At 65.1% G+C, this 14,316-nt stretch carries 9 protein-coding genes and 1 riboswitch; of the genes, 4 read left to right on the top strand and 5 right to left on the bottom strand.

Going from position 1 to position 14,316, the window contains the following annotated elements:
• Positions 1 to 54: 54 nt before the first annotated feature.
• On the top strand, positions 55 to 1,296 hold the full coding sequence (gene waaA / locus AC1DYM_RS18780) for a lipid IV(A) 3-deoxy-D-manno-octulosonic acid transferase (RefSeq protein ID WP_477340953.1): 1,242 nt from the start codon (positions 55 to 57) through the stop codon (positions 1,294 to 1,296).
• Between the two features lie 791 nt (positions 1,297 to 2,087).
• On the opposite strand, the gene AC1DYM_RS18775 is transcribed toward waaA, so the two are convergent.
• Both AC1DYM_RS18775 and AC1DYM_RS18770 read right to left on the bottom strand, forming a co-directional pair.
• Complete coding sequence (locus AC1DYM_RS18775; RefSeq protein ID WP_477340911.1) at positions 2,088 to 3,497, bottom strand: TolC family outer membrane protein; 1,410 nt, start codon at positions 3,495 to 3,497, stop codon at positions 2,088 to 2,090.
• 34 nt (positions 3,498 to 3,531) lie between these two features.
• Positions 3,532 to 4,191 carry a protein-L-isoaspartate O-methyltransferase family protein gene (locus AC1DYM_RS18770; protein ID WP_477340909.1) on the bottom strand — a complete coding sequence of 220 codons (660 nt, stop codon included), beginning with the start codon at positions 4,189 to 4,191 and terminating at the stop codon, positions 3,532 to 3,534.
• A 362-nt stretch (positions 4,192 to 4,553) separates the two neighbouring features.
• Between AC1DYM_RS18770 and AC1DYM_RS18765 the strand changes: the two genes are divergently transcribed.
• The 3 genes from AC1DYM_RS18765 to AC1DYM_RS18755 all read left to right on the top strand — a co-directional run bounded on the left by AC1DYM_RS18765 (position 4,554) and on the right by AC1DYM_RS18755 (position 8,523).
• Complete coding sequence (locus tag AC1DYM_RS18765) at positions 4,554 to 5,216, top strand: TetR/AcrR family transcriptional regulator (RefSeq protein WP_046969508.1); 663 nt, start codon at positions 4,554 to 4,556, stop codon at positions 5,214 to 5,216.
• Positions 5,217 to 5,252: 36 nt separating this feature from the next.
• A riboswitch (TPP riboswitch) is annotated at positions 5,253 to 5,351 on the top strand.
• A gap of 74 nt (positions 5,352 to 5,425) precedes the next feature.
• On the top strand, positions 5,426 to 7,285 hold the full coding sequence (gene thiC, locus AC1DYM_RS18760; RefSeq protein WP_477340907.1) for a phosphomethylpyrimidine synthase ThiC: 1,860 nt from the start codon (positions 5,426 to 5,428) through the stop codon (positions 7,283 to 7,285).
• A gap of 212 nt (positions 7,286 to 7,497) precedes the next feature.
• Entirely contained in the window at positions 7,498 to 8,523 is a 1,026-nt protein-coding gene (locus AC1DYM_RS18755; protein ID WP_477340905.1) for a DUF2333 family protein, read from the top strand.
• A 132-nt stretch (positions 8,524 to 8,655) separates the two neighbouring features.
• Here AC1DYM_RS18755 and ppa read toward each other — a convergent pair whose 3' ends face one another.
• From ppa to AC1DYM_RS18740, 3 genes are all read right to left on the bottom strand, one after another.
• On the bottom strand, positions 8,656 to 9,189 hold the full coding sequence (gene ppa, locus AC1DYM_RS18750; RefSeq protein WP_046969505.1) for an inorganic diphosphatase: 534 nt from the start codon (positions 9,187 to 9,189) through the stop codon (positions 8,656 to 8,658).
• A gap of 86 nt (positions 9,190 to 9,275) precedes the next feature.
• The gene (locus tag AC1DYM_RS18745; protein ID WP_477340903.1) at positions 9,276 to 11,399 is read right to left on the bottom strand and encodes a prolyl oligopeptidase family serine peptidase; all 2,124 of its coding nucleotides are present in this window, start codon (positions 11,397 to 11,399) and stop codon (positions 9,276 to 9,278) included.
• A gap of 206 nt (positions 11,400 to 11,605) precedes the next feature.
• Entirely contained in the window at positions 11,606 to 13,654 is a 2,049-nt protein-coding gene (locus tag AC1DYM_RS18740; protein ID WP_477340901.1) for a sodium-translocating pyrophosphatase, read from the bottom strand.
• Positions 13,655 to 14,316: the final 662 nt, after the last annotated feature.

The raw sequence follows: 14,316 nt of genomic DNA, 5'->3' as shown, positions 1-14,316 counted from the left end.
CACTGGCAAGTCCCAGGGGACCGCGTGCTGCTGCGTCTGATCTACAACTGCGCCATGTACCTGTTCACGCCGCTGGTGATGCTCCGCCTGATGGCGCGCGGCATGCGCTATGGCGACTACCACGTGCGCTGGCGTGAACGCTTTGGCCGTTTTCCGACGCCGCGCCTGAATGGCTGCCTGTGGGTGCACGCGGTATCGGTCGGTGAAGTGAACGCCGCCGAGCCCCTGGTCAAGGCCCTCATGGAGGCGTACCCGCAGGCACCCCTGATGGTGACGACGGTGACGCCCACGGGCTCCGAACGCGTCCGTCAGTTGTTCGGCGATCGCGTCCATAGTGTCTACCTGCCGTACGACCTGCCGTTCGCGGTAAGGAGCTTCCTGCGCAACACGCGCCCCCGCCTGGCGGTGATCGTCGAGACCGAGATCTGGCCGAATCTCTACTTCGCCTGCCGGCGCCACGGCATTCCGCTGTTGATCGCCAACGCCCGCCTGTCCGAGCGCTCCTTGCGTGGCTATGCGCGCATGAGTTCGCTGGTGAAGAGCGCCCTGCGCTGCGTCAGCCACATCGCCGCGCAGTCGCGGACCGACGCGGCGCGCTACCGCCTGCTTGGTGCCGAGCCCAGCCAGCTCACCGTCTGCGGCAACCTGAAATTCGACATGCCCGTGCCCCACGACGCGCTGCAGGCCGGCAAGGCCATGCGCGAAGCCTGGGGCACAGGCCGTCCGGTATGGATCGCGGCCAGCACCCACGAGGGTGAGGAAATGGCCGTGCTCCAGGCGCATCTCGACGTGATGCGACGCCTGCCCGATGCCCTGTTGCTCATCGCACCGCGGCATCCGGAGCGCTTCAAGGCCGTCGAGTCGTCGGTGCGCAGTCTGGGTTTCCAGGTGGGCACGCGCAGCACGGACGGCGTGCCCGGGCACAACACCCAGTGTTTCGTGATCGATTCCATGGGCGAGCTGCTACGGTTCTTCGCTGCCTGCGACGTCGCCTTCGTCGGCGGCAGCCTGGTATCCATCGGCGGCCACAACGTGCTCGAGCCCGCGGCGCTGGCCAAGCCGGTGCTGGTCGGTCCCTACACGTTCAACTTCGAAGAGATCACCCAGGCCCTTCTGGAAGCGTCCGGCGGCCAACGCGTGGCCAGCAGCGGCGAACTCGGCGAACAAGTCCTCTCACTCTTGCGCGACCACGACCGCCGCGAAGCCATGGGCACCGCCGCCCGCCATGTCTTCGACAGCGAGCGCGGCTCCGTCGGCAAAGTAATGAAACTCGTCGACCGGTTGCTGCAAGAATAAGCGGACTGAACATGTAGGAGCCGATTCATCGGCGAAAAGCCAACAGAGCGAGGAAGCCGGTGCAGTCATCGCCAGCGAAAGCCGCGAGGGCCAAGGCCCTTGGGGCCGCCGGCGCAGCTCTTCGAGGCGGGCGGTAGCCACTCTCTCGCTCCGTCAGCCGGTCGGGGCCGCCCTCAGCTCATGCGGCCCCAAGGGCCTTGCCCCTCGCGTCAACGAACGCTGAGGTGGTTTCCGGTCGAGCGCACCGCCAGCAACTTCGCGGCGCCGCTGTTGTAGGAGCCGATTTATCGGCGAACCCTCAGCACCGATATCGCGAACGAGGCCGAACATCGCATCGTGCAGGAGGTTCAACTGCTCGCCCGATGCGATAAAAGGCTTCACATGAAGGCCCGAGAGCTTGAGGGTTCGCCGCTGAAGCGGCTCCTAGATGGCGCAGCCGGTCGCTTGTCGAACGATGACTGACGAAGCGGTGGTGCGCTTTTGCGTCACGCAACCTCACTGTGTGGTGTCGCGGTCGGGTTGGCCCTTGGGGCCGCATGAGCTGAGGGCCGCTCAGTTCCCGTGCGAGCGAGAGCACAGCTACGGCCCGCCTCGAAGAGCTGCGCCGGCGGCCCCAAGGGCCAACCCGACCGCGACTTCGCCTAAGCGCGAGTGTGCCGGGGCTCGGCATCTTCGCTCCGTTGGCTTTTCGCCGATGAATCGGCTCCTACAGGTGAGGCGGTTGCGCCAGGTGCAACGAAAAAGGCGGACCCGAAGGCCCGCCTTTTTTTCGTTCGGTGGAGCCGTTGGCCTTACTGCAGCAGCGAGTTCACTTCTTCCAGGTCCTTGATGTCCACCGTGCCGGCCGTCTGCTTGAGCAGCAGCTTGTCGAGGATGAACTGGTGGCGGGCCTGCGAGTAGTCGCTGAGCGACTGGGTGAGGTTCTGCTGGGCGATCAGGACGTCGACGATGGTGCGGGTGCCGACTTCGAAACCGGCCTGCGTCGCGTCGCGTGCGCTCTCCGAGGACTCGACGGCAGCCTTGGTCGCTCCGACCTTGCTGATGCCGGCGACGACCGAGCGGTAGAAGTTGAGCGTGTCACGCACCACCTGGCGGCGCACCGATTCCAGGGAGTCCTGGGCGGCGTCACGCTGGTAGATCGACTGGCGGACGCGCGACTGCGTGAGGCCACCGGAGAAGATCGGCACGTTCAGCGTCAGGCCGACCGTGGTCGCCCCACGGCCGTTGGTGCCGCTCGAACCGAGGGTACCCGCGGAAGCGGCCGAGCCGGCCCCGGCGTTCTGCGTCCACGCCGTGCTCTTGTTGTAACCCAGCGAGGCGTCGATGGTCGGCAGATGGCCGGCACGTGCGGACGAAATGCTGTGCTCGGACGACTCGACGTTGTACTGCGCGGCGAGGATGCTCGGGCTGCTCTTGACCGCTTCGGCCACCCAGGCCTTCGGATCGTTCGGGGTCGGCGCGTCCATCGGCAGCTGCTCACGCAGCTTCTTCAGGTTGTCGGCCGGCTTGCCGGTGATCTGGGTGAGGGCTTCACGCGAATCGGCCAGCGTGTTCTCGGCCGTGATGACGGCGGCGACCGAGGTATCGTGCTGCGCCTTGGCGTCCTGCACGTCCGTGATGGCGGACAGGCCGACGTCGAAGCGCTGCTGCGCCTGTTCCAGCTGGCGGGCCAGGGCCTGCTCGTTGGCCTTGGCGAAGGTCAGGGCGTCGTCGTTGGTCAGGACCTGGAAATAGGCCGTGGCCACGCGCGTCGCCAGCTGCTGGAGTGCGGCCTCGTACGTCGCGTTCTGCGAGTTCGCGGACGAATGCGCGGCCTGCAGGTCGGCGATCTGGCTGAAGTTGAGCACGCTCTGCGTGACCGTGGCGCCCAGCGTGCGCTGGCGGGTGTGGCCGATATCGCTGCTCAGGAGCGGGTTGCCTGCGGCATCACGCAACGGATTGCCGGCGGCGTCGGTCAGTACCGAGCGCGACGGGCCAGCGGGATCGGACTGGGTGATGCCGAGCGAGCCGTTGACCTGGGGCAGCAGCAACGCACGAGCCTGGTCCACGCCTTCGCCGGTGGCGAGGCGGGTGGAGTCGGCCTGCGACAGCACCGGATCGTTTGCCCGGGCCTGGCGGTAGGCGTCGAGCAAGTCTTCAGCATGGCTCGCGAACGGCGTCGCGGCCAATGCGAGCGCGACGGTGAGCAGCTTCAAGCGCATGGTTTCGCCTCGTGGGTGATGGGTAATCTGTGGGTCAGAGCACGAAGCGCTTCACCGGCGCGGCATGCGCCAGGTAGGGAAGGTCCGTTTCGAACAGCGATTCCTCGCGGTAGCGGCCTTCACCTTCGTGGGTGAGGAGCACCGCCGTCTGCGCCGGGGAATCGCCGCGTACGACGAACATGCGCCCACCCGGCTTGAGCCAGCGCACGAACTTTTCCGGGACCGTGTGGACGGCACCCGTAATGACGACGGCGTCGAAAACGCCGGTCGGGTTGAAGCCGTTGACGGCCTCGGCGGTTTCCAGCGTGACATTGGTCACCGACGTGGCGGCCAGGCGCTGGCGAGCGGCCTCGACGAAGTCGGCGTGCATGTCGATGCTGGTCACATGGGCGGAGAGACGGGCCAGGCAGGCGGTGAGGAAGCCCGAACCGGTGCCGATTTCCAGCACGGTATCGGTCTTCTTCAGCTCCAGCGCCTGCAGCACGCGGCCTTCCACCACCGGCTTCATCATGACCTCGCCATGGCCCAGGGGCAGGGTGAGATCGGCGAAAGACACGTTGCGGTGGGCCGCTGCGACGAAGTCCTCGCGGCGAATCCCCTTCAGGGTCTCGAGGACGTCAAAGTCCAGGACTTCCCACGGGCGAACCTGGTTTTCGACCATGTTCTGCCGGGCCTGCTCGAAATTCATCGCCATGGTGTTGGATTCCGTACGAAAAGCTATAAAAAGGTTGGAAAGGATAAGCGTTCGGAGCCTGCTTTCCCAATGTGTTAAGGCTGAGGTGCCCGCGCCATGCCTACTAAGTGCCGGAAGTCACCAGACGGGACTGACGGAAGTCATGCCCAGCCCTACAGTGACTCGCTGGCGCCTGAACAGCTAGTGGCGCAAGTCCCTGATGCCCATGGGATCGACCTGCGCCGGCCCCACCTTATTCTAAGGCAGACGAGCGGTCAGACCCTTACCTTTTCCGGCTTCATGAATGACAACCATGACGTGCTGGAAATAACTGAACCGCTGCGTATAATAAAGTCATAATTTTTGTTTGTGAAGGTGTAGCCATGAACGCCAGCCCGAAAATGAAAACGCAGGGTCCCGGGCGTCCGAAGGATATGGAGAAGCGTGCGGCCATCCTCGATGCCGCCAAGGCACTCTTTACCCAGGGCGGCTTCGCGGGAACCAGCATGGATGCCGTCGCGGCCTCCGCCGGCGTCTCCAAGCTCACCGTCTACAGCCATTTCGGCGACAAGGACAACCTCTTCCGCGAGGTGATCCGCGCCCACGTGCAGGAACGCCTGCCGGATGACCTCTTCGACTTCAGCCCGGGAGCGGACATCCGCGTCACCCTGAGCAACATCGCCAGCCGTCACGCGGCGATGGAAACCAACGTCGAGTCGGTCGGTACCTTCCGCGCCATCCTCTCGGACTGCCAGGCCGGCGGAAACCCGCGCTTCGGCCGGCTGGTCTGGGAAGAAGGTCCGGTACGCATGCACAAGCTGATGCAGCGCCTGCTCGACGGCGCCACGGCCCGCGGCCAGCTGGAGATCGCCGACACCTCGCGCGCCACCACGCAGTTCCTTGCCCTGCTCAAGGGCGATCTGCTGCTGCGCCGCCTGTTCGGCTGCGAAGACTGCGCCGTGCAGTTCGGCGAAGAGGTCAAGGCCAATGCCCTGGCCGCCGTCGAGATGTTCATCCGCGCCTACGAGCCGCGCCCGAACTGCTGAGCGCTCGCGTCGGATACCCGCTTCGTGGTTGAATCCCCCTCGAAGCGGGGGTGCCCAAGCAATTGCGTGGGCTGAGAGAGTCCCTTCGAACCTGATCCGGTCCGTACCGGCGTAGGAAGCTTCGTCCACGGGTAACGTGCGTCCGCGCACGCGTGCTTCCGTGGCGGCGCCGTCCGCTTCTCCCCTTATCCGCAAGGAACGAGAAGCCAATGAACGCCATGCCCTCCGATCTTGCCCGCGCCGCGCGCGAACTGTCCGAAGCCGTCACCCAGCCGATCGCCGGCTCGACCAAGATCCACGTGACCGGCAGCCGCCCCGACCTGCGCGTGCCGATGCGAGAGATCGCCCAGGCGCCCACGCCGACCCTGTTCGGTGGCGAGACCAATCCGTCGATCGTCGTGTACGACACCTCCGGTCCCTATAGCGATCCCGAACACGCCGTCGACCTTGCCCGCGGCCTGCCTGCCCTGCGTGCCGGCTGGATCACCGAACGCGGCGACGTCGAACGCCTCGATGGCCTGTCATCCCGCTTCGGCCGGGCGCGCGCCGACGATGCACGCCTCGACTCGATCCGCTTCGCGGCTCCGCGCATGCCCTTGCGTGCTACGGCCGGCGCCAACGTGACACAGATGCACTACGCCCGCCGCGGCATCGTGACGCCGGAGATGGAATACATCGCCATCCGCGAGAACCAGCGTCTTGACGCGCTCACGGACAGTGCGCTGCGTGCGCAGCACCCTGGCGAGTCCTTCGGTGCTTCGTTGCCGAGTCGCATCACGGCCGAATTCGTCCGCGACGAAGTGGCGCGAGGCCGCGCGATCATCCCCGCCAACATCAACCATCCCGAAGTCGAACCGATGATCATCGGCCGCAACTTCCTGACCAAGGTCAACGCCAACATCGGCAACAGCGCGGTGAGCTCGGGCATCGCCGAGGAAGTGGAGAAGCTGGTCTGGGCGATCCGCTGGGGCGGCGACACGGTGATGGATCTCTCCACCGGCAAGCACATCCACGAGACACGCGAGTGGATCATCCGTAACGCGCCGGTGCCGATCGGTACCGTGCCGATCTACCAGGCACTGGAGAAAGTCGGTGGCGTCGCCGAGGACCTCACCTGGGACATCTTCCGCGACACGCTGATCGAGCAGGCGGAGCAGGGCGTCGACTACTTCACCATCCACGCCGGCGTGCTGCTGCGTTTCGTACCGCTCACCGCGAAGCGCGTCACCGGCATCGTCTCGCGTGGCGGATCGATCATGGCCAAGTGGTGCCTTGCCCATCACCGCGAGAACTTCCTGTACACGCACTTCGAAGACATCTGCGAGATCATGAAGGCGTACGACGTGTCCTTCAGTCTTGGCGACGGGCTGCGCCCCGGATGCATCGCCGATGCCAACGACGCCGCGCAATTCGGTGAACTCGACACCCTCGGCGAGCTGACCAAGCTTGCCTGGAAACACGATGTGCAGACCATGATCGAAGGACCCGGCCATGTGCCGATGCACCTGATCAAGGAAAACATGGATCGCCAGCTGGCGATGTGCGACGAGGCGCCGTTCTACACGCTGGGACCGCTGACCACCGATATCGCGCCGGGCTACGACCACATCACCAGCGCCATCGGCGCGGCGATGATCGGCTGGTTCGGCACGGCCATGCTCTGCTACGTCACGCCCAAGGAACACCTCGGCCTGCCCAATCGCCAGGACGTTCGCGACGGCATCATCGCGTACAAGATCGCCGCCCATGCCGCGGACCTGGCCAAGGGCCATCCTGGCGCGCAGGTGCGTGACAACGCGCTGTCCAAGGCGCGCTTCGAGTTCCGCTGGGATGACCAGTTCAACCTCGGCCTGGATCCGGACAAGGCGCGCGAATACCACGACGAGACCATGCCGAAAGATGCGCACAAGTCGGCGCACTTCTGCTCGATGTGCGGCCCGAAGTTCTGCTCGATGAAGATTACCCAGGATGTGCGCGACTACGCCGCCGGGATGGAAGCGTCGGCCGGTATGCAAGAGAAGGCCTTCGAATTCCGCGCCCAGGGCAGCGAGGTCTACACGAAAGCGTGAGTCCGCGAGCTCTCTGTAGGAGCCGATTCATCAGCGATCCCGCGGCAGCGGGCCAGTCTGCCGCGAGCACCCTTCGCCGATGAATCGGCTCCTACATGGAGCCTTTGTGCCCWTTCACCTTGCGTAACCAGCCATACCGAGAATATTCGTAAAGGTAGACCCGGCAGAGGCGGGGTAAGCTAACCCCCGTGCTCCACCACCAAAGGACAGGCATGAACGCGACCGCCGCTCCCTCACCGTCGCCCACCCGTCGCCGGCGTAACCCGATCAGCCTCACCGTGGCTGTCGTCCTCGCGCTGCTCATCCTGTGGGTGCTCCTCACCATGTGGTGGTGGGACAAGGAGCCGGAACAGTTCGATCCGGTCACGGTGACCACCGCGCACATGAAGGAGATCGGCCGGCCGATGGCCACCGGTGCGGTGACCACCTACACCCTGATCGAGTCGGTCCAGACGTTGCTGGACAAGCGCGGCGGTTACCTGAGCAACGACAAGCTGCCGCCTGGCGTGTTCATGGACAACATTCCCAACTGGGAATTCGGCTCGCTGGTGGCGTCGCGCGATCTCGCGCAGGCGCTGCGCAACAGCTTCAGCCGTTCGCAGACACAGTCGACCGAGGACAAGGATCTGGGTGAAGCCGATCCGCTGCTCAACAGCCCGAACGATCGCTGGCTGCTGCCCAGTTCGGAATCGCAGTACGGCAAGGCCACGGACGATCTGGAAAAGTACCTCGTGCGCCTGAGCGACAGCGAGGATGCGAACGCACATTTCTATGCGCGTGCGGACAATCTTGCCGATTACCTGCAGACCGTATCTGCACGGCTCGGTTCGCTGTCGCAGCGCCTGTCCGCAAGCGTGGGCCAGCTCAAGGTGGATGCGGCGCCCAATGCCGACGTCGCCGGCAAGGCGGCCCAGTCCAAGGCGGTGTACGTGAAGACGCCCTGGAACAAGATCGACGACAACTTCTACGAAGCGCGCGGATACACCTGGGCCCTGCTCGAGCAGCTGAAGGCGATCCGCCACGACTTCGCGCCGATCCTGCGCAGCAAGAACGCCGACGCGAGCCTGCAGCAGGTGATCCGGGAGCTGGAAGAATCGCAGAAGTCGTTGGGTAGCCCGGTCGTTCTCAACGGATCGCCGTTCGGCTTCTTCGCCAACCACTCGCTGGTGATGGCGAACTACATCTCTCGCGCGAACGCCGCGATCATCGACCTGCGCACCCTGCTGGGCCGCGGCTAGAAACAAAAACGGCTCCTGCCGAGGGGTTGCTCGGTAGGAGCCGATTCATCGGCGAATCACGATCGCCTCGCGCTGCAGGGATCGCCGATGAATCGGCTCCTACGAAGAGCCGCCATCGGCAAGTGCCGCTGTTTAGTGATCAGCCTTGTAACGACCCATGCCGGCAACGATCTCGGCCTTGGCCTCGTCCGCGCCGACCCAGCCGTCGATCTTGACCCACTTGCCCTTCTCGAGATCCTTGTAGTGCTCGAAGAAGTGGCCGATGCGCTCCAGCCAGTGGCCCGACACCTGGCCGATATCCTTGATGTGCGCGTAACCGGCGAACACCTTGTCCACCGGAACCACGACGAGCTTCTCGTCGGCGCCGGCTTCGTCGGTCATCTTCAGCATGCCGACCGGATGGCAACGGATCACCGAGCCCGGGACCAGCGACAGCGGCAGGATCACCAGCGCGTCGAGCGGGTCGCCGTCGCCGCCCAGGGTGCCCGGCACGTAGCCGTAGTTGCACGGGTAGCGCATCGGCGTCGACAGGATGCGGTCGACGAAGATCGCGCCGCTTTCCTTGTCTACTTCGTACTTGACGGGCTCGGCATCCTTGGGGATCTCGATGATGACGTTGATTTCGTCCGGCACATTCTTGCCGGCGGGAACGAGGTGCAGGCCCATGGGATTCCTTGGTGATTCGAGGGGTTAAAGCGGCCGAATAGGATACCGCCCGGCCCCAGCCACGGCAAAGCGCCTTGTTTTCATGCCTATTTCAGATGTTCCCAGAGGTAGGTATAGGCCAGGGCGCTCATGAAGGCCGACTGCTTGTTGTCCGCCGCCGCACCGTGACCGCCTTCGAGGTTCTCGTAGAGGCTGGCATCGAAGCCCATGGCCTGCATGCGCGCGGCCATCTTGCGGGCGTGCACCGGGCCGACACGGTCGTCGCGGGTGGAGGTGGTGAACAGGACCGGCGGATACGTCGTGCCCTTGTGCAGGTTCTGGTACGGCGAGAAGGTCTGGATGTACTTCCATTCCTCCGGCTTGTCCGGGTCGCCGTATTCGGCCATCCACGAGGCGCCGGCCGACATGTGCGTGTAGCGTTTCATGTCGAGCAGGGCCACCTGGCTGACGACCGCACCGTAGAGCTGCGAGTACTGGGTCAGCATGTTGCCGGCGAGCAGGCCGCCGTTGCTGCCACCCATCATGCCCATGTGCTTCGGGCTGGTGATCTTGCGATCGATCAGGTCCTGCGAGACGGCTGCGAAGTCCTCGTAGGCACGCGGACGGTTGGCCTTGAGCGCCGCCTGGTGCCAGCGCGGACCGTATTCGCCACCGCCGCGGATATTGGCGATGACGTAGACGCCGCCCTTTTCCAGCCAGGCACGACCCGCACCCGCCGCATAAGCCGGCTCCAGCGAGATCTCGAAACCACCGTAGCCGTAGACCAGGGTCGGATTGTTGCCGTCGGTCTTCATCGCCTTCGGGGCGATCTCGAAGTAGGGTACCTTGGTGCTGTCCTTCGAGGTAGCGAAGTGTTGGCTCACCGCGAATTTGGAGGCATCGAAGAACGCCGGGGCGTGCTTGATCGCCTCGCGCTCGCCCTGGCCCAGCGTGCCGTAATACAGCGTGGTGGGCTGCAGGAAGCCCGATACGGTGAGGAAGTACTCATCGGTGTCGTCGGGATCGATGCCGCCGGCCTGCATGTTGCTCAGCGCCGGGGCGCCGCTCAGCGTGTCTTCCTTCCAGGCACCGGTAGCGACCGGCGTCAGCACCTTGATCTGGCTGACCACGTCGTGCGACACCGTCAGGATGAGGTGGTGGCGCGTCCACGAATGGCCGGCCAGCGAGGTGTGCTCATCCGGGGTGAACAGCACGGTGAACTCGCGCTTGCCCGCCATGAAGTCGTCGAACTTCGTCGCCACCAGCGAGCCGGACGGGAATGTCTTGCCGCCCACTGTCCATGCCGTGCGCGGTTCGACCAGCAGCCATTCGCGCTCGACGTCGGTTTCGGCATCGTTGGGCACGTCGATCTTGGTCAGCTTGCCGTCCTTGCCGCGCAGGAAGGTCTCCGAGTTATAGAACTCCAGGGCGCGCTGGACGAAATCGCGCTCGAAACCCGGCGTGCGATCGCGATACGCCGAGATGGACATGTCGTTGTCCTTACCCTCGTACACCGTCTGGGCGGAAGCGAGCGGCGTCCCACGCTTCCATTCCTTGACGATGCGCGGATAGCTCGACGTGGTCATCGAACCGGGGCCGAAGTCGGTGGCGACATAGATATGGTCGTCGTCGATCCACGCCACCTGGCTCTTGGCTTCCGGCAGCGCGAAGCCGTCCTTGATGAAAGCCTTGGTCGACAGGTCGAACTCACGCACCACGTCCGCATCCGCGCCACCGCGCGACAGCGAGACCAGGCAGCGGCGATAGTCCGGCTTCAGGCACTGCGCACCGTGCCAGACCCAGTTTTCTTTTTCCGAAGCGGCCAGCGCATCGAGGTCGATCACCGTGTCCCAGGTCGGCTTGTCCTTGCGGTACTCGGCCAGCGTGGTCCGGCGCCAGACGCCCTTGGGGTGCTGTTTGTCCTTCCAGAAGTTGTAGAAGTGGTCGCCGATCTTCGAAACCATCGGGATCTTCGCGTCGGAATCGAGCATCTCGAGGAGACGCGCGTCCAGCGTCTTGAAGTCCTGGCTCTCGGCGTACTTACTTACGGTCTCGGCGTTACGCGCCTTGACCCAGTCGAGCGGCTTGGCGCCGTCGATGTCGTCCAGCCAGAGGTTTTCGTCATCGGCTCCGGCCTGGGCGGCGGGGGCGGCGGTATGCGGGGTGTCGTGGGCTTGGGTCATGCCACTGAAGGTAAGGGCGATGACGAGCGCAATCCAGCGTCGATGCATGGTTCGGAGTTCCGAGCTTGAGCGGAACCCGGACCTTAGCTCACCTGAAGGGCCGTCCGGCCCATGACTTCCGGGCTACCCGGCCCCAGGCATGAACCGGCTCCCCCGCTTTGGTAGGAGCCGATTCATCGGCGATCCCGCGGCAGCGGGCAACACTGCCGCGAGCACCCATTCGCCGATAAATCGGCTCCTACCTGAGCAGATGGCTAGAGGAACGGAACCAGCAACAACGCCACGATGTTGATGATCTTGATCAGCGGATTCACCGCAGGCCCCGCCGTGTCCTTGTACGGATCGCCCACGGTATCGCCGGTGACGGCGGCCTTGTGCGCATCGGAACCCTTCCCACCGAAGTTGCCGTCCTCGATGTACTTCTTCGCGTTATCCCACGCGCCGCCGCCGGTGGTCATCGAAATGGCCACGAACAGGCCGGTGACGATGGTGCCGATCAGTACGCCGCCTAGCGCCTGCGCGCCCGCTTCCGCACCGCCGAGCCACTTGAAACCGAAGATCACCACCACCGGTACGAGTACCGGAAGCAGCGAAGGCACCAGCATCTCGCGGATCGCCGAGCGAGTGAGCATGTCCACCGCGCGGGAGTAGTCCGGCTTGGTCGTGCCCTCCATGATGCCGGCGATTTCGCGGAACTGCCGCCGCACCTCCTCCACGACCGCACCCGCCGCGCGACCCACCGCTTCCATCGCCATGGCGGCGAACAGGAACGGGATCAGTCCGCCGATCAGCAGTCCGATGATCACGTAGTGGTTGGACAGGTCGAAGCGAATCTCGGTCCCGCCGAAATGCTGGTTGAGGTTGTGCGTGTAGTCGGCGAACAGCACCAGCGCGGCCAGGCCGGCCGAGCCGATCGCATAACCCTTGGTCACCGCCTTGGTCGTGTTGCCGACCGCATCGAGCGGATCGGTCACGCCACGCACCTCGGGCGGCAGATCCGCCATCTCGGCGATACCGCCGGCGTTGTCGGTGATCGGGCCGTAAGCGTCCAGCGCCACGATCATGCCGGTCATGCTGAGCATGGCCGTCGCCGCGATGGCGATGCCATACAGCCCGGCAAACTCGAAGGCACCCCAGATGGCCGCGCAGACGGCGAGCACCGGCAGGGCCGTGGACTTCATCGAGACCCCGAGGCCGGCGATGATGTTCGTCGCGTGGCCCGTGGTCGACGATTGCGCCACGTGCCTGACCGGTCCGTATTCCGTCGCCGTGTAGTACTCGGTGATCACCACCATCGCGCCGGTGAGGACCAGGCCGATGATCGTGCAGCCGTAGATGCGGCCCGCGCCATAGGCCGAGTCGGCCATCATCGACTGGGTGATCGGCCAGAAGGCGATCGCCGCGAGCAGGGCGGAGACGAAGACGCCGGCGTACAGCGCATTCATGATCTTGCCGCCGCGGGTCTTCACGAAGAACGTGCCGATCACCGAGGCGATGATCGATGCGCCGCCGAGCACCAGCGGGAACAACMCGCCGGAGGGGCCGGTTTCGGTGGCCATGACGCCACCGAGCAACATGGTGGCGATCAGGGTGACGGCATAGGTTTCGAACAGGTCGGCCGCCATGCCGGCGCAATCGCCGACGTTGTCGCCCACGTTGTCCGCGATCACCGCCGGGTTGCGCGGGTCATCCTCGGGAATTCCCGCTTCGACCTTACCGACCAGGTCCGCGCCGACGTCCGCACCCTTGGTGAAGATGCCGCCGCCCAGGCGGGCGAAGATCGAGATCAGCGACGAGCCGAAGGCCAGGCCGATCAGTGCGTGCAGGGCGTGGGTGCGTTCGTAGCCCAGGTGCAGGAGCACGCCGTAGTAGCCGGCCACGCCGAGCAAGGCCAGACCGACCACCAGCATGCCGGTGACCGCACCACCGCGGAAAGCCACCGCCAAGGCAGAAGAAAGGCCGCTCCGGGCGGCCTCTGCGGTACGAACATTGGCACGAACCGATACGTTCATGCCGATGTAGCCGGTGGCCCCCGAGAGGAGCGCCCCCAGCGCGAAGCCGATGCCGGTTCCCCAGTCGAGGAAGACACCGATAAGGATCAGGAGGACGATGCCGACGACACCGATGGTGGCGTACTGGCGGTTGAGGTATGCGCGCGCGCCTTCCTGAATGGCCGCGGCGATCTCCTGCATGCGTTCGTTGCCGGGCGACTTGGCCAATACCCATCTGACCGAAAACGCGCCGTACAGAATCGCAACGACCGCACATGCCAGCGCGATCCATAAACCGTACTGTTGCAGCATCGAAGCCTCCCCGAATGGTGAGAGCCCGCAAGGGGGCTCGGCCCGAGTATAGGCAGGGGAGGCGGCGGAAGGCGTTGTGCGGTGCGGCGCAGCCGGTGGGTGCCAGCCTCGGGGCCACACTGCGGCGTCCCGCTAAGGAGGGCCGCGAGCGCGGCCATTTTCTTATTGCCCTACGGGCCGGGCCGGGCTTCGACTGGGGGTTTTCGACTCGACATCCTGTCTCGCGAAAACGGCCGGCCATCCATGGCCGCCCCCCTGGCGGGCCCGATCCAGCCGACGCCCTCGCCTCCGCTACCGGCCCCGAGGCTGGCACCCGCCGGCTCTTCCTCACCCTGAGGTCGATTGCAGGGAGAGCGACAAGCGCGACGCACACGTGCGACGCAGATCGCGCGCCCACGCAACGTAGATCTTGGGTAGGAGCCGATTCATCGGCGAACCCTCAGGGCATCGAGCGAGCGAGTGACGCCGGGCAGTGATGAGACGAGCGGTTAACCGCCCGCACGATGCGACGCAAGGCCTCGTTCGCGATAGCCGTGGTGAGGGTTCGTCGATGAATCGGCTCCTACAATGAGCCTGCGAGCTGCGAGCTGCGGGCGGTTGGCTCGACCTCACGCCACCTCAGTCTTCGAAAGAGCCGGGGGGGTTGGGCCGCGGGGCCGGGG

It is taken from the genome of Luteibacter sp. P1_D3 (assembly GCF_056406135.1).
This window is presented reverse-complemented; position numbering and strand designations above follow the sequence as displayed.